Annotated in this window: 16 protein-coding genes and 1 pseudogene; 4 read left to right on the top strand and 13 right to left on the bottom strand. The window is 68.5% G+C overall.

Annotation, left to right across the window (positions count from 1 at the left end; translation table 11 throughout):
* Window positions 1–27: 27 nt before the first annotated feature.
* Complete coding sequence (locus tag GKO32_RS10135; protein WP_154756558.1) at window positions 28–465, bottom strand: nuclear transport factor 2 family protein; 438 nt, start codon at window positions 463–465, stop codon at window positions 28–30.
* 18 nt (window positions 466–483) lie between these two features.
* A complete protein-coding gene (locus tag GKO32_RS10140) occupies window positions 484–2,127 on the bottom strand; it encodes a flavin-containing monooxygenase (protein WP_154756559.1) in 1,644 nt (547 codons plus the stop codon).
* A gap of 408 nt (window positions 2,128–2,535) precedes the next feature.
* Between GKO32_RS10140 and GKO32_RS10145 the strand changes: the two genes are divergently transcribed.
* Window positions 2,536–3,516, top strand: a complete 981-nt coding sequence (locus GKO32_RS10145) for an alpha/beta hydrolase (protein ID WP_312867759.1) — start codon at window positions 2,536–2,538, stop codon at window positions 3,514–3,516.
* A gap of 58 nt (window positions 3,517–3,574) precedes the next feature.
* Here GKO32_RS10145 and GKO32_RS10150 read toward each other — a convergent pair whose 3' ends face one another.
* The gene (locus GKO32_RS10150) at window positions 3,575–4,675 is read right to left on the bottom strand and encodes a 2-oxo acid dehydrogenase subunit E2 (RefSeq protein ID WP_154756560.1); all 1,101 of its coding nucleotides are present in this window, start codon (window positions 4,673–4,675) and stop codon (window positions 3,575–3,577) included.
* A pseudogene (locus GKO32_RS10155) lies at window positions 4,675–6,997 on the bottom strand (thiamine pyrophosphate-binding protein). Before GKO32_RS10155 ends, GKO32_RS10150 begins: the two are co-directional and overlap by 1 nt.
* Before the next feature lie 310 nt (window positions 6,998–7,307).
* Between GKO32_RS10155 and GKO32_RS10160 the strand changes: the two are divergent.
* Window positions 7,308–7,793 carry an MDR/zinc-dependent alcohol dehydrogenase-like family protein gene (locus tag GKO32_RS10160; RefSeq protein ID WP_208024351.1) on the top strand — a complete coding sequence of 162 codons (486 nt, stop codon included), beginning with the start codon at window positions 7,308–7,310 and terminating at the stop codon, window positions 7,791–7,793.
* Between the two features lie 172 nt (window positions 7,794–7,965).
* Here GKO32_RS10160 and GKO32_RS40105 read toward each other — a convergent pair whose 3' ends face one another.
* A complete protein-coding gene (locus tag GKO32_RS40105; RefSeq protein WP_154756561.1) occupies window positions 7,966–9,060 on the bottom strand; it encodes a helix-turn-helix domain-containing protein in 1,095 nt (364 codons plus the stop codon).
* Between the two features lie 126 nt (window positions 9,061–9,186).
* On the opposite strand from GKO32_RS40105, the gene GKO32_RS10170 reads away from it, so the two are divergent.
* On the top strand, window positions 9,187–10,212 hold the full coding sequence (locus GKO32_RS10170) for an alpha/beta hydrolase (RefSeq protein WP_312867760.1): 1,026 nt from the start codon (window positions 9,187–9,189) through the stop codon (window positions 10,210–10,212).
* 71 nt (window positions 10,213–10,283) lie between these two features.
* Here the strand turns inward: GKO32_RS10170 and GKO32_RS10175 are convergent, their stop codons facing one another.
* On the bottom strand, window positions 10,284–11,207 hold the full coding sequence (locus tag GKO32_RS10175) for a LysR family transcriptional regulator (RefSeq protein ID WP_154756562.1): 924 nt from the start codon (window positions 11,205–11,207) through the stop codon (window positions 10,284–10,286).
* 71 nt (window positions 11,208–11,278) lie between these two features.
* Between GKO32_RS10175 and GKO32_RS10180 the strand changes: the two genes are divergently transcribed.
* Window positions 11,279–12,205, top strand: coding sequence for an EamA family transporter (locus GKO32_RS10180; RefSeq protein WP_154756563.1), 927 nt, complete (start codon window positions 11,279–11,281; stop codon window positions 12,203–12,205).
* A 272-nt stretch (window positions 12,206–12,477) separates the two neighbouring features.
* Here the strand turns inward: GKO32_RS10180 and GKO32_RS10185 are convergent, their stop codons facing one another.
* From GKO32_RS10185 to GKO32_RS10215, 7 genes are read right to left on the bottom strand one after another with little or no spacing between them, the layout of a single operon-like run.
* On the bottom strand, window positions 12,478–13,680 hold the full coding sequence (locus GKO32_RS10185; protein ID WP_154756564.1) for an acetyl-CoA C-acetyltransferase: 1,203 nt from the start codon (window positions 13,678–13,680) through the stop codon (window positions 12,478–12,480).
* 4 nt (window positions 13,681–13,684) lie between these two features.
* Window positions 13,685–14,944, bottom strand: a complete 1,260-nt coding sequence (locus tag GKO32_RS10190) for an acetyl-CoA hydrolase/transferase family protein (protein WP_312867761.1) — start codon at window positions 14,942–14,944, stop codon at window positions 13,685–13,687.
* A 5-nt stretch (window positions 14,945–14,949) separates the two neighbouring features.
* Window positions 14,950–16,287 carry an MmgE/PrpD family protein gene (locus GKO32_RS10195; protein ID WP_154756565.1) on the bottom strand — a complete coding sequence of 446 codons (1,338 nt, stop codon included), beginning with the start codon at window positions 16,285–16,287 and terminating at the stop codon, window positions 14,950–14,952.
* Window positions 16,281–16,985 carry a maleate cis-trans isomerase family protein gene (locus tag GKO32_RS10200; protein WP_154756566.1) on the bottom strand — a complete coding sequence of 235 codons (705 nt, stop codon included), beginning with the start codon at window positions 16,983–16,985 and terminating at the stop codon, window positions 16,281–16,283. The genes GKO32_RS10195 and GKO32_RS10200 overlap by 7 nt, the downstream gene beginning before the upstream one ends.
* A complete protein-coding gene (locus GKO32_RS10205) occupies window positions 16,982–18,373 on the bottom strand; it encodes an amidohydrolase family protein (RefSeq protein ID WP_312867762.1) in 1,392 nt (463 codons plus the stop codon). The genes GKO32_RS10200 and GKO32_RS10205 overlap by 4 nt, the downstream gene beginning before the upstream one ends.
* Window positions 18,366–19,052, bottom strand: coding sequence for an aspartate racemase/maleate isomerase family protein (locus GKO32_RS10210; protein ID WP_154756567.1), 687 nt, complete (start codon window positions 19,050–19,052; stop codon window positions 18,366–18,368). The genes GKO32_RS10205 and GKO32_RS10210 overlap by 8 nt, the downstream gene beginning before the upstream one ends.
* Window positions 19,049–20,539, bottom strand: coding sequence for an MFS transporter (locus GKO32_RS10215; RefSeq protein WP_154756568.1), 1,491 nt, complete (start codon window positions 20,537–20,539; stop codon window positions 19,049–19,051). Before GKO32_RS10215 ends, GKO32_RS10210 begins: the two co-directional genes overlap by 4 nt.
* Window positions 20,540–20,566 lie beyond the last annotated feature (27 nt).

A 20,566-nucleotide genomic window follows, 5' to 3' on the forward strand; every position in this document is an offset into this window, starting at 1 on the left:
ATCGCCTCCTTACGTGTGTTGGTCCTGTCACGAATCCACCGGGCCGTACGCGTTCGCCATCAGATGGATGACCCGGCGGCTGAAGCGCCACTCGCCGGCGCGTTTGGTGACCACATCGCGGTATTCGCCGTAGGACGAGATCTGCGGGACCCGATCCGAGCGGGTGAGCAGCTCGAATTGGCTCCACACCACGGCCTCGTCCGCTCCTGCCTTGTCGAAAAGCACGTTGGCCGGGCGGTGCTGTCCCCAGTGGAACGGGACGAACTCGGGTTCACTGTGGACCCGGTCGTACCACTGCGCGATCCGCTCGTGCCCGGCGAACTCGCCTCCCGCCAGGGAACTGTGCAGCACCCCGTCATCCCAGAACGTGCCGAGAAACTCGTCACGACGCTGGGTGTCGAGCCCACGGCAGTACCGCGCGAGCAGGTCCTGGATCGCTACCCGGTCTTCGATGGGAATTGTCATGTTCTCTCCCGTAAAGTTCTACGGCTTCAGCACGAAGCCTTCGTAACCGTTGGCAGCGACCTCATCGCATTTGTCGGCGAAGGCGTCGAAGCCGCCGACCCAGATCATGAAGCTGCGCGCTTTTCCTTCGATGTTGGCGCCCGCATACCACGAGTCGGCCAGCGGGAAAAGCGTCTGGTTCGCCACTTCCGTCACCTTGTCGCACCATTCCGATTCGGTGTCGTGCGTCGTGTCGGCAGTCGCGATACCGCGGTATTCCATGTGGTCGATCAGTTCGGCGATCCAGTCCATCTGGTATTCGCACTGCGTCACCATCTGGGCCACCACACTGGGACTGCCGGGGCCGTGGATCATGAACAGGTTCGGGAACCCGGACACGACCAGGCCCAGGTAATTCCACGGTTTGTCCGCCCATTTGTCCTTGAGGTTCACCCCGCCGACGCCGGTGACGTTCATCCGGGTCAGCGAACCCGTCATGGCGTCGAAGCCGGTCGCCAGCACGAGCACGTCCAGCTCGTACTCCCCCGCGGTGGTCCGCAAGCCGTTGGCCGTGATCTCCGTGATCGGGTTGCCGCGCACATCGACGAGCGTGACATTGTCGCGGTTGAATGTTTCGTAGTAGCCGCTGTCGATGCTCAGTCGTTTTGTGCCCAGCGGATACGTCTTCGGGCACAGCAACTCGGCCACGTCGGGGTCCTTGACGATCTGCCGGATCTTGCCGCGGAACCATTCCGCGACGATCTCGTTCGCCGCCATATTCCGCATGACGTCGTCGAAAAGGAAGAAGAACAGCACCCCGCTGCGCGCCTGCCACGCCTCCTCGAGGATTTTGATCTGCTCCTCGGGCGGGTGGTCGAAGATGGAACCGTACTGCCGCATGGGAAGCACGAGCGCATTCGGATGGTGCCGCATCATTTCCCGGCGCTCACCGTAATGCTGCTTCCAGTCCCGCTCGTACGCGGGATCGAGCGGCTGATTGTTGGCGGGCACCGTGTAGACCGGCGTCCGCTGGAAGACATGGAGATGGCCGGCGGTCTTCGCGATTTCGGGAACGACCTGCACACCGGTGGAGCCGGTGCCGATCACGCCGACGCGTTTGCCCGCGTAGTCCACGCCTTCCTCGGGCCACTGGGACGTGTGCACCAGGGTGCCCCGGAAATTCTCGATTCCGGGGAACCGCGGGATGTTCGTCGCGTCCAGCGGTCCCGTCGCGGCGATGACGTATTTCGCCGTCACCCGGTGACCGGCCTCGGTCGAGACCTGCCACTGCCCGATTTCCTCGTCGAACTCCAGCCGGTTCACCCGCGCCCCGAAGCGGATCATCCGGCGCAGGTCGAACCGGTCGGCCACGTGGTTGATGTATTTCTCCAGGTCCTCCTGCGGGGAGAACAGCTCCGGCCAGTGCCAGTCCTGCTGGAGGTCGTGGTCGAAGGAATACGAGTACTGCACGCTTTCCAGGTCGACACGTGCGCCCGGGTAACGGTTCCAGTACCACGTGCCGCCTACGCCGTCGCCTGCCTCGAAACAGATGACGTCGAGCCCGGACCTGCGTAACCGGTGCAGCGCGTAGAGCCCCGAAAAACCGGCGCCCACGACCACCACGTCGACCGTTTCCGATGTGGTGTCCGCGACGTTCCCTGCTGTTTCGGCAACGGTGGACATTCCGCTGGCCTCCTCTGAATTTCCGCACAGCGCGCGGGTCTGCGGGCGGTTCTCGTAACCCGGCGGAGGAATGCACCACCGGAGCGAGCGAATCCGGTGTGCCGGCCGCCTTGCCCGCCGGACCGAATTGGCATGGAAGGAGTCTTCAACAGCGTCGTGAGCGCCGTCACCCTCCACGTGGCGGTGACTACGACCGTCCGCCTCGCCGCGCGGCGAGGCGGACGCGTCGCCGCTGGTCACGGGCCGGTCGCGGCTCGGCGCGGACCGTACTCGCGGAGTAGCCATCCGGATCGGTGGACGCCGCCAGGCGCCGCCGCATGGATGGTGACCGGGTGCTCGCCACGACGCCAGACTGATCGGAAAAATCCGTAGTCGGATCAGTAACCAACAGCACAGTAAGGGGAAATCGTGGGATATGGCTTCGATCCGGAGCTCCAGCCGTGGATTCCGATGCTGCCGGCGCTGGACGTCCGTGACCTGTCCGCGGCGCGCACGCTGATGGCGTCGGCCGGCGAGTCGTCGGCTCCGTATGTGCTGCCGGACGGCGTCACGATGGAGACGACGACCGTGCCGGGACCGGCCGGGGAGCCGGACGTGCCCGTGCTGATCTTCTCCCCCGGATCCGGCCCGTCACGCCCCGCGATGGTCTACCTGCACGGCGGCGGGTTCGTCCTCGGCGACGCGAACGGCGACCAGGAACTGCCCGCGACACTCGCCGCCGGAACCGGCGCCGTGGTGGTGTCGGTCGACTACCGCCTCGCTCCCGAACATCCCTTCCCCGCACCGATCGAGGACTGCTACGCGGTCTTGCAGTGGGTGGCCGGGCAGGCCGGCGAACTCGGTATCGACCCGGGCCGGATAGGCATCGGCGGGGTGAGCGCGGGCGGCGGTCTCGCGGCGGGCACGGCGTTGCTCGCTCGTGACCGCGGCGGCCCGGCGCTGTGCTTCCAGCTGCTCGACATCCCCGAGCTCGACGACCGGCTGGAAAGCGCTTCCATGCAGCAGTTCGCCGACACTCCATTGTGGAATCTGCCGAACGCGATCGAAAGCTGGCGGCACTATCTGGGCGAGCCGGCGGCCGACGGCGAGGTGTCGCCGTATGCCGCTCCGGCCAGGGCCACCGACCTGTCGGGCGTGCCGCCCGCATACGTGTCGGTGTGTGAGTTCGATCCGCTCCGCGACGAGGGGATCGCCTACGCCCAGCGCCTGGTGCAGCACGGGGTCGCCACGGAGCTGCACCTGTATCCGGGCACCTTCCACGGATCACGGGGGCTGGTCCCGGGCGCGAGCCTGTCCCAGCGGATGCACGCCGAGCTTATCGACGCCGCTCGGCGGGGGCTCGCCGTCCGGACCGCACGCGACAACGGCCAGGTGGTGCCGGCGAACTAGCCTGCCCTCTCGCCGACCGCCGCCTCGCCCCGATCGGGGCAAGGCGGCGGTGTTCGTGCTACAGGGCAAGTTCGGCTTCGAAAGCGCCTTCCTCCAAGCGTTTCCGCATGGCCGCGACGAATCGGCCGGCGTCGGCGCCATCGATGAGCCGGTGATCGTAGGTCAATGGCAGGAAGCACATCGGTTTGATGGCGATGGTTTCTTCGCCATCGGCGCCGGTGACCACGGTCGGGCGCCGGACGACCGCCCCGGTGGCCAGGATCGCGACCTGCGGCTGGTTGATGATCGGGGTGTCGAACAGCGTGTCCACGCTGCCGATGTTGGTGATGGTGAAGGTGCCGCCGTTGAGCTCGTCGACGCCGATCGTGTTGGTGCGGGTGCGGGCGGCGACATCCACGATCGCCTTGGCGAGTCCCGCGATGGAAAGCTCGTCGGCATTGCGGATCACCGGCACGAGCAGTCCGCGCGGGGTGTCGACGGCGACGGCCAGGTGGATTTCGCGGTGATACACCACCTGCCCGTCCGGTGTCAGGGTGGCGTTGAAGGCCGGGAAGGCGCGCAGGGTTTCGATGGCGGCCTTGGCGAAGAACGGCAGGTAGCTCAGCCCGACCCCGTGCCGCTGCCGGAACTCGTCCTTCGCCCGGGCACGCAGGGCGCTGACCCGGCCGAGGTTGACCTCCTGAACCGTGGTCAGCTGGGCCGACGTGGCCAGCGATTCCACCATGCGCTCTCCGATGACGCGGCGCAGCCGGGTCAACGGCGCAACCGTCCCGGGGACCGGTCCGGTCGACGTCGCGGCGGGTTGCGGCGCCTCGGCTCGTGGCGCCGAGGCGCGCTCGACCGGCGGCGGGATGTCTTCGGCCGGTTCCGGTTGCACCACAACAGGTTCCGGCCCAACTGCACCGACGTCCGCCGCCTCGCCGACGAGCGCGAGTTCTCCACCCACCGGCACCGTGGCGTCCTCCTTGACCAGAAGCTTCACGACCGTGCCGGCGACAGGCGACGGGATCTCAGTGTCCACTTTGTCCGTCGAGACCTCCAGCAACGGCTCATCGGCTTCGACATGATCACCCGGCTGCTTCAACCACCTCGTCACGGTTCCTTCCGTGACGCTCTCCCCCAGCTCGGGCATGGTGACGGTAAATGGCGTGACGGTCATCAGATGAGGTCGAGCGCGGCGGCGACGACGGAGTCCGTATCGATGCCGTGATACCGGTACACGCTGCCCAGATCGCCGGATTGGCCGAAGCGGGTGACGCCGAGGTGCGTGGCGCGCACCTGGTTGATCCCGGCGAGGAACGCCAGGGTGTGCGGGTGCCCGTCCAGCAGCGTCACCAACGGCGCCGCCCGCCGCGCGGGGAAGGCGGCATCCAGCACCCAGGTATCGCCCTGACCGTGGCCGGCGCGGGCCTGCACCGCGTCGAACAGCAGCCCGGCGCTGGTCACCATCACCACATCCACCGCGGTGCCCAGGGACTCCAGCCGCTGGGCCGCGGCCAGCGCTTCGGGCACCATCGCACCCATCGCCGCGATCGTCACCGCCGGCGCCGTCGCAGCCCGCCGCAACGGATACGCCCCCGCCACGACCTGCTTGCGCCGCCGCTCCCTGGCCGCCGCATCGGTGGGCACCGCGGCCAGGGTCTGATCCACCGGCCGCGTCGACAGGCGCAGATACGCGCTCGTCCCGTCCGGGCGACCCAACCGTGCCAGCGACGCCAACAAGGTCCACTCCACATCAATCGCAAACGCCGGCTCATAGCTGATACAGCCCGGCTGCTCCAGCCCCACCGACGGCGTCGTGATCGACTGATGCGCGCCGCCTTCGGGTGCGAGTGACACACCCGAGGGAGTGCCGACGAGGATCGACTGCCCGCCCGCGTAAATCCCGAACGACCAAGGCTCCAATGCCCGCTCCACGAACGTGGTCATACAGCACCCCGATCGGCAACAACGGCTGCCCCCACCTGCTCCAGGTGGCACCCAGCTCACCAAGCGCCCCCACCAGATTGCCCTCCGCGATCCCCAGCTCGATGTGCTGGCCGGTCGGCTTTTCCCGCCAGTGCAGGATCGTCTCCGGATCGTCGTCGAACCAATCGCGCCGCTCATCCGGCGACCACACACCCACCTTGTTCACCCAGCCACCAAGATTGGTCGAGCTGGACACATCCGGGCACAACGTCACCACCCGCCGCGCCACCTCCGGAGCCTCCCGCGTCAGATCGAGTAGCACCCGGCCGAGCGCGGCCTGCGTCGTCGCCCGCCCCGACGGAGTACGACCAATATCCTTCGGCAACACCGGCACCGCCCCGGCCGGCACCGGCTCCCGGCGCAGCCGTTCGGCGGTGGCGGCACAGACCCGCCCGGCCGCGCTGTCCGGAGCGAACCGCTGCCAGGGCGCCTCCACCGAAATCCCGGACCGGGCAGCGAGCTCGCCGAACTGCTCCCCCGTCAGCAACGACGAATGATTCTGCGGATGCCCCTCACTCGCCAACCCAAAACCCTTGACCGTATAAGCAAAAATCACCGTCGGACGAGTGTCATCGATCCGGGCGAACGCATCCCCGACCGCCCGCAGATCATGCCCGCCGAGATTACGGATCGCCGCATGCAACGTTTCATCGTCCACAGTGGACACAAGCCGGGTCAGCTCCGGCGAATCCGGCAACCGATCCCGTAACTGAGCCGGCGTGCACCGCAACAACCGCTGGTATTCCGGGTTGCTCATCTCATCGATCCGCCGCCGCAACGCATCCCCGCCCTCGCGTGCGAACAACTCCTCCAGCAGCCGCCCGTACTTCACGGTGAGCACCTGCCAGCCCGCCGCACCGAACATCCCCGCCAACCGCGGCCCACCGATATTCGGCACCACGCGGTCGAGGCTCTGCCGATTCAGATCGACGATCCACACCACTTCGCCCAACTCGCCGACCATCGGATCCAGGATGGCCTCCCACACCGCACCCTCGTCCAATTCGGCATCCCCCACCAACGAGTACTGCCGACCGGCGCCCGCCTGCTCCCCCAACGTCGCGACGTAACGCCGAGCCAGCGCACCCCAAATCGGGGCCGTGGCACCGATCCCCACCGACCCCGTCGAATAGTCCACCGGATCCGGATCCTTCGACCGCGACGGATACGACTGCAAGCCACCGAACTCCCGCAACGTCGTCAGGTATTCCTCATCCAGCTCACCCAGCAAATAGTTGATCGCGTGCAACACCGGCGACGCATGCGGCTTCACCGAAACCCGGTCCCCCGCCTGCAAATGCTCGAACCACAACGCCGTCATCAACGTCGTCATCGACGCCGACGACGCCTGATGCCCACCCACCTTCAACCCCGTCGTATTCGGGCGCACCCGGTTCGCGTGGTCGATGATCGCGGTCGCGAGCCACCGCACCCGCTGTTCGATCTCACCCAGCACGGCAAACCGATCCCCCGAAACGGCCGGGGTCACGGGCGCGGACGGTGCGGACATCATGAACTCCTCTCGAGCAACGTGCCCGACCAGCGCACCACTTGTCGCCTCACTGCACAAGCGATGGCCATCTCCGCGTGCATCTTGCACACATCCTGCACGCCGGACCTCAGGAAGGCGAGCACGATGCACCGCATATCCGACCGTTCACAACGGAGCAGCGCAAGCTCGATCCGGTCGCCGGCGCGCTGCGAGTGGACGAAGCCGGTTCGGCCCATCTGCGGCACCGACGCACGCACCAATCAGCAGCGACCAGCTGGAACTCAGGGAGGTCCCGATTCCCGAGCCGCAGCGCTTCGACATCGGCGAGCACGTGATCTCCACCTTCACCCCGGACTGGGTCGACGGCCTCCGCCACGGCGACGCCCGGACACCGTCCTACCGGACCCTCGGCGGCTACTACCCCGGCGTCCTGGCCGACTACGTGAGCTTCCCGGCGGAATGGTTCGTCCACGGGCCGGAAACACTCGACCACCCGGAAGCCAGTACGTTGCCGTGCGCCGGGCTGACCGCGTGGTTCGCGCTCGCCGAACGTGGCCGGGCGCGTGCCGGCGACACGGTGCTGGTCGAGGGAACCGGCGGGGTGTCGTTGTTCGGCATCCAGATCGCGAAGGCACTCGGAGCCGAAGTCATCGTGTCCGGCAGCGCCCACAAGCTGCCATCCTCAAGATCACTGACGATTGCGGCGCGGACCGCATCCTCGAGATGGTGGGTGGGCCCCATCTCGGCAAGGCCGTCCAGACGGCGGCCGTCGGCGGGACGATCTAGCAGATCGGTGCGCTGGAAGGCTTCGACGTGACGGCTCCCGTCATGCCCCTGATGCTCAAGGACGTCACCATCCAGGGCATCGGCACCGGCCACCGCCGCGCGCTCGAAGACCTCGTCCACTCGATCACCTCGACCGCGGCGCCTTCGGCAAGATCGTCGTCGAAGTGGCCTGACCCCGCGATCACCCGGCCCGGAATCCGCGTTCAGGCCAGGAGGTCGGTATCACGCAGGCGCCGCAGCGCCAGCGCGAGCCCGAGGCGGGCGATCCCACTCGGCTCGGTGACGCGGTATCCCAGCCGTTCCTCCGCCCGGGCGACCCGGGCGGACACCGAGTTGTGATGCAGGTGCAGCTTACGGGCGGCCTCCCGGAGCGATCCGGCCTCGACGACCACCTCGAGCGCCCGAAGCACGTCGAGCCCGCTCGAATCCTCCGCGAGCTGATCCAGGACGTCGATATCGGCCACCCCGACGATGTCCGCGCTCCGGAGCCGCCCGGCCAGCAACTCGAAAGGCCCGAGGTCCGAGGCGAAGACCACCGGGTGCACGGCGGCGTCGGTGCGGGCGGTGCCCGCGGTGGCGTACCGCAGCGCGCGAAGGGCTTTCTCCCAAGAGGACGGTGCGTCGACCGCGTGCCCGCTCGTGCCGACGCCGACCGTCACCCCGGCGGGAGGCGTCAGATCGGCCGGCAGCGCCCCCGTGATGGCCATTGCGTGCGCGGAACCGATGATGGCGCGGCGTGGAGCAGCCCCGGACCGGTTCAGCCCCATGGCGAACGCGTCGACACACTCGACCGGTCCGAGCACCGCGAGCATGGTCAGCTGCGTACACGGCTTGAGGCCGAGCAGGTGCAGGGCCCGGGTTCGCTCGGGGGCGCCCGCGGACCGTCCGACGACCAGTTCCAGGAGGGCGGGATCACCAAGCAGCGGTGACGGCGCGTCGCTCCGGCCGAGCGTGGCGATACAGGCGATCGCGAGCCGTTCCAGCAGCATGTCGTCCATGGGCAGGGCACGGGCACCGCCGCGGCTGAGCCACACCTGATGTCCCGACGTCGCTTTGCGGACGGCGGCTCCAGTCCCGGCCCGTTCGGCGTCGAAGGTGCCGTCGGGCAGCGCACGGGCCGCGAACTGCCCGTCGACGTCCTGGAGCCCCACCGCGCACTCGGCCACGACGGCGGCGCTGCGCAGCAGCTCCTCGAGTTTGGCCTGCTGCTCGACGAGGGAGTCGAAGAAGCTGATCAGGCGGACCGCGTTCTCCGCATCGGCATCAAGCGCCGACAGCCTGAGTAAGAGCCCATGCACGGATCCACCTCGACCCTCGGCCAAAACGACACTTGGCACGCCAGCGTAGCAGCTCGCACCGTGGGCAACGGCCGCTCGAAGCGCCGGTAGCCAACTGGCTGGATCGGGGTGGCAAGGCGACGCCGGGTGGATGATGCCCCGGAGATCGGCACGGCGGGACACTGGTGCGGAGATACCTTCGAACGAGAGGCCACCGTGGGACACGCCTTCGACCCGGAGCTCCGGCCGTGGATTTCGCTGCTCCCGGTGCTGGATCTCCGGGATCTGCCGGCCGCGCGAACGTTGCTGGACTCGGTGAACAAGGCGGCGCCTTTCGTGCTGCCAGAAGGCATCTCGATGGAGGCGAGGTCCGTACCGGGGCCGCCGGGCGCACCCGATGTGCGGGTTCTCGTGTTCTCGCCCCACGGGGGCACGTCACGCCCGGCGCTGGTCTACATGCACGGGGGCGGCTTCGTCCTCGGCGACGCGGACGGCGACCGGGAGCTGCCCGCACAGCTTGCCGCCGAGGTCGGTGCCGTGGTCGTATCGGTCGACTACCGGCTGGCCCCCGAGCATCCTTTTCCCGCGGCGATCGAGGACTGTTACGCCGTCGTTCGATGGGTCGCGGGATATGCGGCCGAGCTGGACGTCGACCCGGCCCGGATCGGAATCGGCGGGGTCAGCGCGGGCGGCGGGCTCGCGGTCGGCACGGCACTGGTCGCTCGTGACCGCGGCGGGCCGGCGCTCTGCTTCCAGATGCTCGACATTCCCGAACTCGACGACCGCCTGCAGACCCCCTCCATGCGGCAGTTCGTGGACACTCCACTGTGGAATCTATCGAATGCGGAGGAAAGCTGGCGGCGCTATCTCGGGGCGCAGGCGGGCGGCGATGCGGTGTCCCCATATGCGGCGCCGGCACGCGCGCACGACCTGTCGGGGCTCCCTGCGGCTTACGTCTCCGTCTGCCAGTTCGATCCGTTGCGGGACGAGGGAATCGCCTATGCCCAGCGGCTGGTGCAGCACGGCGTCCCCACCGAGCTGCACCTGCACCCGCGTGCCTTTCACGGGTCGGGCGGACTGATCCCGACCGCGGCGATCTCATGCCGGATGCGCGCCGAGCTCGTCGACGCGACGCGGCGAGGACTGGCCACTGTTCACTCCAGTTGCCGATGATCCCGGAGGCGATCGTCGATGAGGCGCCCCACTTCCGGTGAGGAAGTGAGGCCCCTCCTTCGTCGTCGAACTCAGGCCGCACTTACGCTGCTCTTCCCCACCTCCCGCGCCTCGGCGAGCAACGCGTCCCGCACCAGCCGGACCGCCTGCCGCGCGGCGCGATCCGGTCGCGACAACGCTTCCAGGCACCGGCCCGCACGCACTCCCGTCAACGGCAGCAACGCAAACCGGCCGGGCGCACGTTCCCCCGAACTGTGTCGCGGCAGCAACGCGACCCCGCGGCCCTGCGCCACCAGTTTCTCGATCAAGGGCAGGTGTGTCGACCGGACGAGCACGTTGGCCGGCCGTCCGGCCTGTGTGGCCATCGCTGTGAGAATCCGGCCCAGCGAGAACTTCTCCGGAAACGCGATCCACGGTTCGTCGATCACCTCGGCCGCACTGACGTGCTCCCGGGTCGCGAGCGGGTGGGAGAGCGGGACCGCCACGTCGACCGGTTCCCGGAGCAGGTGCAGCACATTCAGCCGTGACCGCTCCGGCTCGACACCGTCATCGGCGCAATGCGCGATCACGATGTCGAAATCCGCGGTCAACGGGGCGAACTCTTTTTCACCGGCCTCGTGTTCATCGGTGATCAGGTCGATTGCCGGATAGCCGGTCATCCGTGCCAGCAATCCCGGAATGAGTATCTCGCCCGCGGAATGGAACATCGCGAGCCGCACGGTTCCCGTCGCGGTCCGCCGGTAACGCTGCCATTCCGCCTCCGCCTCGGCGACCGCAACCGCTACTCGCGTGCCGGCACGAGCCAATGCGAGGCCCGCATCGGTCAGCCGGACCCCGCGGCCGGACCGTTCGACGAGCACGGCGCCGACGTCACGTTGCAGTAGCCGCAATTGTTGTGACACCGCCGAAGTCGTCTTTCCTGTGACGCGCGCGACTTCCGTGACACTACCTCGATCGGCAAGCTCGCGAAGAAGCTCGAGATGAGCGATTTCCATTAAGTCAGGCTACACCATTCTGGACGGAAATCGTCCTTGTCCTTGATTACCGGCGGGCATTGACTGGTGGTATGTCATTACGTGATCGCCTGCTCGCCCTTCTCGTCGCACTGCTGTGGGGGCTGAACTTTCCCGCCACCGAAATCGCACTGTGGCAGTTCCCCCCGATTCTGATGGTGTCTCTGCGCTGGGCATTGCTCGCCATCCCGGCGATTCTTTTCGTGCCACGGCCGCAGGTGAAGCTGCGGTGGCTGGTGGGTACCGGTCTCGGTATCGGGGTATTGCAGTTCGGATTCGTGTACGTGGGCATGGCCGCGGGAATGCCGAGCGGGCTGGCGGGACTGGCACTGCAGTCGTCCGCACCGTTCACCATGCTGCTCGCCGGAATCTTCCTGCGAGAGAAGATCAGCGCGCGGCAGGTGACCGGGATCGGCGTCGCCGTACTCGGGCTGGCCGCCATCGTGGCCTACCGCGCCCAGGTGGCCGCCCTGCTGCCCGTCATCCTGACCCTGGCCGGCGGACTCGGCTGGGCGATCGGCAACATCTGCAGCCGGCAGGCCCGCGCCCCGAAACCACTGCACCTGACCATGTGGATGTCCGTGATCCCGCCCGTTCCCATGGCACTGCTGTCTTTGGTGCTCGAAGGTCCCCGGCGAATCGGCAGCACGTTCACCACGCTGACCACCTGGCACGCGTGGACCGCGGTACTCGCCCTGCTCTACATCGTGATCTTCGCCGGGCTGATCGCGTACGGCATCTGGAACACCCTGCTGGCACGCAACCCGTCCTCACAGGTCGCGCCGTTCTCCATGCTCATGCCCGCCTTCGGCGTCGCATCAGCCTGGATCGCACTCGGCGAAGGTATGTCCACTGTGGAAATCGTCGCCGGCGTGGCGGTGATCTGTGGCGTGCTCTACGCCAGCCGGCCCGTGAAGAAAGCGCCCACCGTAACCCCCGTCGTCGACGAGGGGCGCGAAGTCAGCGTTCCCGGCGAATGACCGCCCCCAGCCCGCCGGGCCGGCGACACGTTCGGCCTCCCCGTCCCCGGGGAGGCCGAAGTCGGCGAGGATCTGGCGGGTCCGGGTGAAATGCGCGGAAAACCGGGAACCCGGAACGCGTGCCGTCGTACCGCGTGGTCCACGCACCCCCGCTGCTGCGCCACTTGAACCTGAAGCTGGCACAGATCCCGGCCTGACGCTCAACTCGCGGGTCCGCAACCTTCAACTCGCGCGCCCGCAACGCACAACTCGCGGGGTCGCGGCGGCATCTTTTACCGTGCGGCCTCGAAGATCGCGGCCATTCCCTGCCCGCCGCCGATGCACATCGTCTCGAGGCCGTAGCGACCGTCGCGGCGGCGGAGTTCGTGCAGCATCGTGGTCATCATCCGCACGCCGGTGGCCGCGATCGGATGCCCCAGCGAGATGCCGGAGCCGTTGACGTTCAGGCGGCCGGTGTCGCGCCATCCCCAGGCCTCGGTCACACCGAGTACCTGGCACGCAAAGGCTTCGTTCAACTCGACCAGGTCCATGTCGTCGAAACCGAGGCCCGTGCGGGCGAAAAGCTTCGCGACGGCGGGCACCGGACCCAGTCCCATCGTCGCCGGGTCGCAGCCCACCGCGGTCCAGCCGGTGAGGAATCCCGCCGGCACCAGTCCCAGCTCGTCCAGGCAGTCTTCGGCGACGACCAGGCAGGCGGCGGCCGCATCGTTCTGCTGGCTCGCGTTCCCGGCGGTCACCGTGCCGCCGGGAAGCACGGGGCGCAGCTTGGCGAGCGTCTCGAGATCGGTCCCGGGACGGACACCCTCGTCCCGCGCGAACACCTGTGGTTCGGCGCCCCGCCGTCCGGGCACGATCACCGGAACGATCTCGTCGTCGAACCGCCCGGCGGACCAGGCCTTCGCCGCCTTCGCATGGCTCTCGGCCGCGTAGGCGTCGGCGTCCTCGCGGGTGATATCGTATTTCCGCGCGACGTTCTCGGCCGTCTCGACCATGCCGCTGATGGCTCCGAATCGCCACTCGGGCTGCGCGCGCTCACGACCCCGATCCAGCCGGTCGTACAGCCGGACCCCGCCGGAACGGCTCCCCCACCGCACCCCGGTCGTGTAGTGCTCGACATTGCTCATGCTCTCGACACCGCCCGAGAGGACGACATCGGCGGCGCCGGTCTGCACCATCATCGCCGCCGTCACGATCGCCTGCAGGCCACCGCCACAGCGCCGGTCGATCTGCAACCCCGCGACCTGCTCGGGCAACCCGGCGTGCAGGGCAACCCACCTGCCGACGCACGGCGTCTCGGAATTCGCATACGACTGCGCGAAACTCACATCGTCGATCCGGCCCGGATCGATCCCCGACTTCTCCACCACCGCACGCACGACCGTGGCCGCCAGGTCCTCCACCGGCACGGTCCGCAGCGCCTTGCCGAAGACGCCGACGGGTGTCCTCAAAGGACACACGATGGCCGCTCGCCTCATCCGGTCACACTCCTTTCGCCGCCGCAAGGGCCGCTTCCGTTACCTCGTCGAGCTCGGCGCGTGCCTCCGGCGCCGCGATCGCGATCATGCGCTCGGCTCGTTGCCGGAGCGACAGCCCACGCAGGTCGGCGATCCCGTGCTCGGTCACCACCACGCCCGCGTCGCTGCGCGGGGTACTGACCGGGCCGGTCAGCTTCGCGACGACGCGGCTCACCGGCCCGGCACGCGAGGGCAGCATGATCACCGGGACACCGCCACGGGACCGGGCCGCGCCGCGCAGGAAATCCACCGCACCGCCCACCGAACCGACATACCGGCCGCGAGCGACCTCGGCGTTGACCGCACCGGTGAGGTCGACCTCGATGGCGGAGTTCAGCGCCACCAACTTCTCTTGCGCCGCAAGCACATCCGGATCATGGGTGTAGGACGTCTCGCGAAGTAGGATGCGCTCGTTTCGATGGGCATAGCGGAAAAGCCGGTCGCCGCCGAGCAATATCCCGCCGACCGCGACCCCCCGGTCGACCGACTTACGTTCACCCGTAACGACTCCCTGCTCCATCAGATCCACCAGCGCCTCGGGCAACAGTCCGGAATGGACACCGAGTTGACGCCGGCCGGTGAGCCCGGCGAGCACCGCCTGTGCGAGCGACCCGATCCCCACCTGGAGCGTCGCCCCGTCTTCGATCAGCTCCGCGACGTTCGCGGCGATCGCCTTGTGCACCGCGGTCGGTTCGGTGACCGGATATTCGGCCGGCGCGTGCCGGGACGGGACCACCACGGTGAGATCGTCGGCCGTAAGTGCAGGGCCGCCGTAGGTCCACGGTACGGCCGGGTTGACCTCACCGATGATCACGCGCGCTTTCGGTAGCACGTCGGCGACGTAGTCCCGCGCGAGCCCCAGGCTGTAACGCCCGCCGGAGTCGGGTGGCGACAACTGGAGCAGCACCACATCGGCGCGAAGCAGGTCCGGAAGGGACGAATAGTGCGCGGGCAGCAGGTCGGCCGCATTCGCCTCGTGCAGCGCCGAGTTGGCACCGGCACCGGTATACGAGGTGAACCGCAGCAAAGCCGCATGCTCCGGGTGAATCAGCCCGGCCACCGGAATGCCGAGGAAGGCACTGAGGTCCTCGGCCCAGGGCCGCGAGATCAGCCGGTTCACCAGGGTCAGCGGTTCGGCGCAGGCCTGCGCCCACAGGACCCCGTCCCCCACCCGCAAGTAGCGGCGAAAGTCCAGTTCCTCAACGGAATTCAGCGTTGTCACCACGAGAATCAGCCCACCGGCCGGAGTTGCCGGCTGAGTGCGGTCAGCGAGCCGTTCTCGGCGAGTCCGCCGACCGCGGAGATCACCCCATCGATCCGCTCCCCCGACAGTGCCGGGCTCGCGTACTTGCGGAACTTGGCGATGACGCCATCGGCGGTCAGATACGCGCCGCCCCGGACCTCCTCGCGCAGCACCTCTCCCCCTTCGGTGGTGACCCTGACACGGACAGTCGGAGTGGCGGGATATCGCGCTTCGAGATCCGCGTGCTCTTCGACGAAGATCCGCTTCGCGAGCTCACCGATCGGTGGGTGCAACGGGCCCAGATAGCGGTCGAGGCCGAGCTCACCGTCGACGAGCATCGCGGCGACGCCGAACTGGTTGCTCATCTGACGCTCGAGCGTCGTGTCCAGCGAGCTGCCGTTGTCGCAGCCGGGATACCGCTTGCCCATGCCGTAGGTCTCGACCACGGCCTCGGCGACCTGCTCACCACGCAGCCCGCGACCCGTCAGCCGCCGGGTCGCCTCGATCGCTTCCTGGGTGAAGGCGCAGGACGGGAACGCCTTGAAATAGACGTCCGACACCGCCCACCTTCCGGTTTCCCCGACGGCGACAGGTGTTCCCGGCGAAACCCCGCAGAACGCCTGAAGCAGTCCCGATGGTCCTTCGAGGATCCCGGCCGTCCCGGCGACGCGCTGTGCCGCGAGCTGGGCCGCGAGCACCCCGGCCCGCGCGGCAGCGCCGTTCTGGAAGTACACGTCGGGTGTTCCCCCGTAGGCCCAGGCCGTCGTTCCCGAGGCCGAACTCCCGGCCAGACCGAGCGCATCGACCTTCTGCTCGCGGTCGAGGCCGAGCAAATGGGCCGCCGCCATCGCCGTGCCGAACGGCCCGAACATGCTGCTCGGCCGCAGCCCTCGCGCGATGAAATCGGGAGTCGTCATGACCGCGGCGACCCGCGCCAGCGCCTCGTAACCGGCGATGACCGCCTCCAGCACCTGGCGTCCGCTGGAGCCGAGTGACTCGCCCAGCGCGAGCACGGCCGGGACCACCATGGTGCCGGCGTGACTGCGACTCGCCGGGTGCATGTCCTCCTGCACGATGGAATGAGCGTGCACGCTGTTGACATAGATCGCGTCCAGCACGCGATGCGTGGTGCCGCGCGACCACACCGTGCTGGGGCCGGCCACGTCGTCGATCAGCGCGTTCGCGGCCACGCTCCACGCGAAATCGCGGCCACCGAACGAGCAGGCAAGCGCGTCGAGCACGCACAGCGCCGCCTTGTCCAGCACGTCACGGCCGACGTCCGGCAGGCGCTCTTCGATGTCGCTGACGATCGCACGGGTCAGCATTCCGGAACCTCCCGCGGCCGGATATCGGAGCGCAGCGTGCGCACGATCGCGTCGATCACCGCCGAATTCGCGGTCACCACCGGCTTTCCGCTCCTGGCTTCGATGTCCCGCATGGCCTCGTAGCCACGCAGGTTGCCGCAGGCGATCAGGATCGAGTCCGCCTCCGCGCGCGGGCGGGCGAGGGTGAACTCGACGATTTCCTCCGGCAGAACCCGCCCCACGTCCGCGTTGCGTCCGATGGCCATGTTGGCCTCGGCGACGACGTCGAACCCGGCGGCCTCCAGCCGGCCTCGCACGGCGTCGTGCAGCGGCTGCTCATACGGGGAAACGAGCATGATCCGGTGCGCCCCGACGCCGTGCAGGGCATCGATCAGGCACGGGTTCACACCCAGCACCGGGCTGCCCGCGAGTTCCGATATCTCGCCGATGAACGTCGCGGCCCGCTCGACCCCGAGCAGCGAAACCGCCGACGAGCAGCCGAAAACCGTCAGATCGGGCCGGTGGTGCGCCAGCTTCCGGGCCGCCTCGGGGGCGTGCGTCCGCACCATCGCCAGCTCGCCGTCCGGTGTCACCGGCTCGGGCAGGTGCATCGTCTCGACATGCAGGCGGGCGAAATCCCGCAGTCCGGTGCGGATATCCGGCGCGGTCACGGTGTTGGAGTCCGGGATCATCAGCCCCACCTCGAACGGTGCGCTCATGACGGATTGACCTTGCTGTCGCTGAAGTCCTCGGTGGACGGTCGCCACGTCCCGTCGAGCCGAATGCGGTCGGCGGCAGGCCGGGCGGCGTTGACGGCGTCGACGACGGCGTCGCGGGAGGCAGCCGCCCGTTCCCGCAGCCGCGGGAGGTCGATCCCGGCCAGGGTGCCGTTCTCCTTCACGATCTCGCCGCGTACCAGGACCGTGTCGACGAGCCCGGGATGGGCCTGCAGGACGACGGTGCCGGCCAGGTTGTTGACCGGGAAGACAGACAGGTCGTCACCCCGCAGCAGCACCAGGTCCGCCTCCTTGCCGACCCGGATGCTGCCGATCCGGTCCGCCAAACCGCAGGCACGGGCGCCCTCGATGGTGGCGAACTCGACGACGTCACGGCAGGTGATCCGGTCGCGCCCCGGGGATGGTTCCGGCGTGTCCAGCCCACGTTGGGTGACGAACGTCGTCCGCATCGTGCCGAACATGTCGCCACCGACGGCCGCGCAGTCGTCGATCGACAGGCTCGGCCGGATACCGGCGTCCAGCAGCCGTCCCGTGGCCGGCCAGCCGAAGCCCATCAGCAGCTCGACGTCCGGGCTGACCGACGCGGTGGCGCCGACATCGGCCATCAAGCGGAGTTCGTCGTCGGCCAGGGTGGTGCAGTGCACCACGGTGGTCCGGTCGTCGAGCAGGCCGTGTTCGTGCATACGCCCCACCGGCCGCCGCCGGCCCCACTCGGCCGAACCCCCGTGCACCGTCACGCGCAGCCCGAGCTCGCGGGCCAGCGCCACGTCGTCCTTGACCACCCCCATCCGGCTGTACTGCGGACCCCGCAACGCCAGCGCAAGGGTCACCAGGTCATCGTCGTGGAAGCCGTCCCGGATCCGCCGGAGATCGGCCTCGATGGGATCGTTGCCCGGCAGCCCGAACCCGCCGCTGTAGCCGAAAACCGATCGGCCGGGACAGTCCCGCAGCCCCGCGGCGGCCGCATCCGTGTGATCCGGCGTGCTGAGGCAGTGTGACCAGTCGAGCATCGTGGTGATACCCGAGTTGAGCGCCTCGGCCCGGCCGAGCAGGTTTCCGAGGTAGACGTCCTCGGGGCGGAAATGCGGCTTCAGCGTGCCGTGCAGGCCGGCCCCGTACTCCTGCAGCGACCAGTCCGCGGCCAGCCCGCGAAAGGCCGCCTGCCAGGTGTGCCGGTGGGTGTCGACGAACCCGGGCAGAACGAGGTGGCCGCTCGCATCGATCACGTGCGCGTCACCGGCCGTCAGCCCGGTCCCGATGGCCGCGATCCGGCCGTCTTCGATCAGGATGTCCGCCCGCGCCTGGTCGCCGGTCCCGGAATCGAGGGACAGCACCGCGGCCGAACTGATCAGGATTCGCTGCTCAGACACGATCACCTCCGTGCTTCGCGAGCCACAGCTCGATCTTCTCGATGAGTGCCGAGTTCACCGATACGGCCGGCACGCCCGCCTCCCGGCTGATGTCCGCCAGTGCCTCCCGCGAGCGAAGCGCGCAACCGGCCAGCATTACGCCGTCGCCGCTGGGATCGACGTGCGCGAGGGCGAACTCGGTGATCTGTGCCGGTGATATCGCGGTGATCTCGGCGGTACCGGCGATCTCGAGGCACGCGGTCAGGACGACCTCGACGTGCTGCTTGAGCAGTTCGCCGCGCAGGGTCAGGGTCAGCGGCCATTCGTACGGCGTCAGCAGCACCGGCCGTTTGATCGCGTTGCGGCGCAAGCTCGCCAGAAACGCCTGGTTCGCACCGATCACCGGGACCCCGGTCGTGCCGCGAAGGTCGTCGCACAGGTCCTGTTCGCCGTCATGGCCCAGCAATGCGGCCGCCGACGAGCAACCGACGATCACCACGTCCGGGCGCCGGGCGGCCAGTGCCACCGCCGCGCGCGGCAGGTCGTCGCCGACCATCTTCAGTTCGCCCTCGGGTGTCACCGGTTCGTGCCGGGCGAGTGGCTCGACGTCGACGGTCGCACGCGTGCCCAGCGCGGACCGCAGATCGGCGGCGAGGGTCGGATTGCTGCTGGGCACCAGAAGCCCGATCCGGGGTGTCACGAGGCGTCCTCCCCGCTGGTCACGCGCCGGTCCCGGGGTGCCGCGGTGCCCGGAACCTCGTCGACGGGCAGGGACACCACGGTGCCCAGTTCCTCCGCCTCGATCTCCTCGAGGGTCTTGTTCCTGGTCGCCACACCGAACACGAGCACCCCCAGCCCCCCGATCACGAGCATGCCCATGAACAGCGCGAACACTCCGCCGAAGCCGAGCGCGGAGTAGCTCGTGCCGACGACGATGGGTGCCGCGATGGCACCGACCCGGCCGACCGCGGAGCACAGCCCCGAGCCGGAGGAGCGGATCGCGGTCGGGAACACCTGGGGCGTATAGGCATAAGTACAGCCGGAGACACCGCTCATGAAGAACGACAGCAGGCAGCTCGCGGCCAGGATCGTCGCGGTCGTGCTCACCTGGGACAGGATGAACGCGGAAATCGCACCACCTACGAAGTAGCCCACGATCACCGTCTTCTGGTCGAACCGGGCGAACAAGCGGGCCGCGGAGTAGTAGCCGGGTGCCTGCGCGACGTAAATCAGGATGGTGAACGTGAAGCTGCTGGTGATCGTGTAGCCACGGGCGATGAGCAGGCTCGGGATCCAGGTGTTGAACCCGTAGAAGCAGAAGAACACCACCAGCCACAGGAAACAGGTCGAGAGCGTGACCCGGCGCAGTCCGGGCTGGAGCAGATCGGCGAAGCCGCGCAGTGACCGCAGTCCGCCCCGGATCTGCAGCCGTGGCCGCGGCACGGACATGTCGTCCACTCCTGGCGCCGGGCCGGGTTCGAGCCCGCTTCCGCGTTCGAAGCGGGCGACGACCTCGTGGGCTTCCCGCCGCCTGCCGCGCAGCAGGAGCCACCGGGGCGACTCGGGCAGGTACCGCCGCCACCACAGCAGCAGCAACACCGGTGTCGCGCCGAGGACCTGCAGCCAGCGCCAGCCTCCGTCGAGCGGAATCACGAAACGGCCGGCCAGTGCGGCGATGATCCAGCCCAGCGCGAAGAACGCCACCAGCGAGCCGACGAACCGGCCGCGATGCCGGGCCGCCACGAATTCGCTGGCATAGACGGAGATCACGGCCGCCTCGGCGCCACAGCCGAGCCCGGTGACCACCCGCGCCGCGAACAGCAGCTCCCAGTTCGGGGCCAGCGCACCGAGCAGGCTGCCCAGGCAGAACAGCAGCAGGGCGTAGGTCATCACCCGGCGCCGGCCGAAGGCGTCGCCGATCGCACCGGAGGCGAGCGCCCCGAACATGAACCCGATCAGCACGCTGCTGCCCAGTACGCCCGTCTGTCCCTTGTTCAGATGCCAGACGACGGAGACCGCGGGCAGGATGAGGGCGAGCGTCGCGGTGTCCGCGGCGTCGAACGCGTAGCCGAGACCGGCCTGAAATCTCAGGCGCCGCAACGGTTTGGTGATGTCCAGCCGCTCGAGCCGGGCGAGGATCGCGGTGTCGCGGCCGGGCGGGGACAGTGGTTCTCCGTGCACGTCCATTTGAGCTCCTTTGCTGAATGGAGTGAG

This window comes from Amycolatopsis pithecellobii, assembly GCF_009707865.1.
GTDB classification, from domain to species: domain Bacteria; phylum Actinomycetota; class Actinomycetes; order Mycobacteriales; family Pseudonocardiaceae; genus Amycolatopsis_E; species Amycolatopsis_E pithecellobii.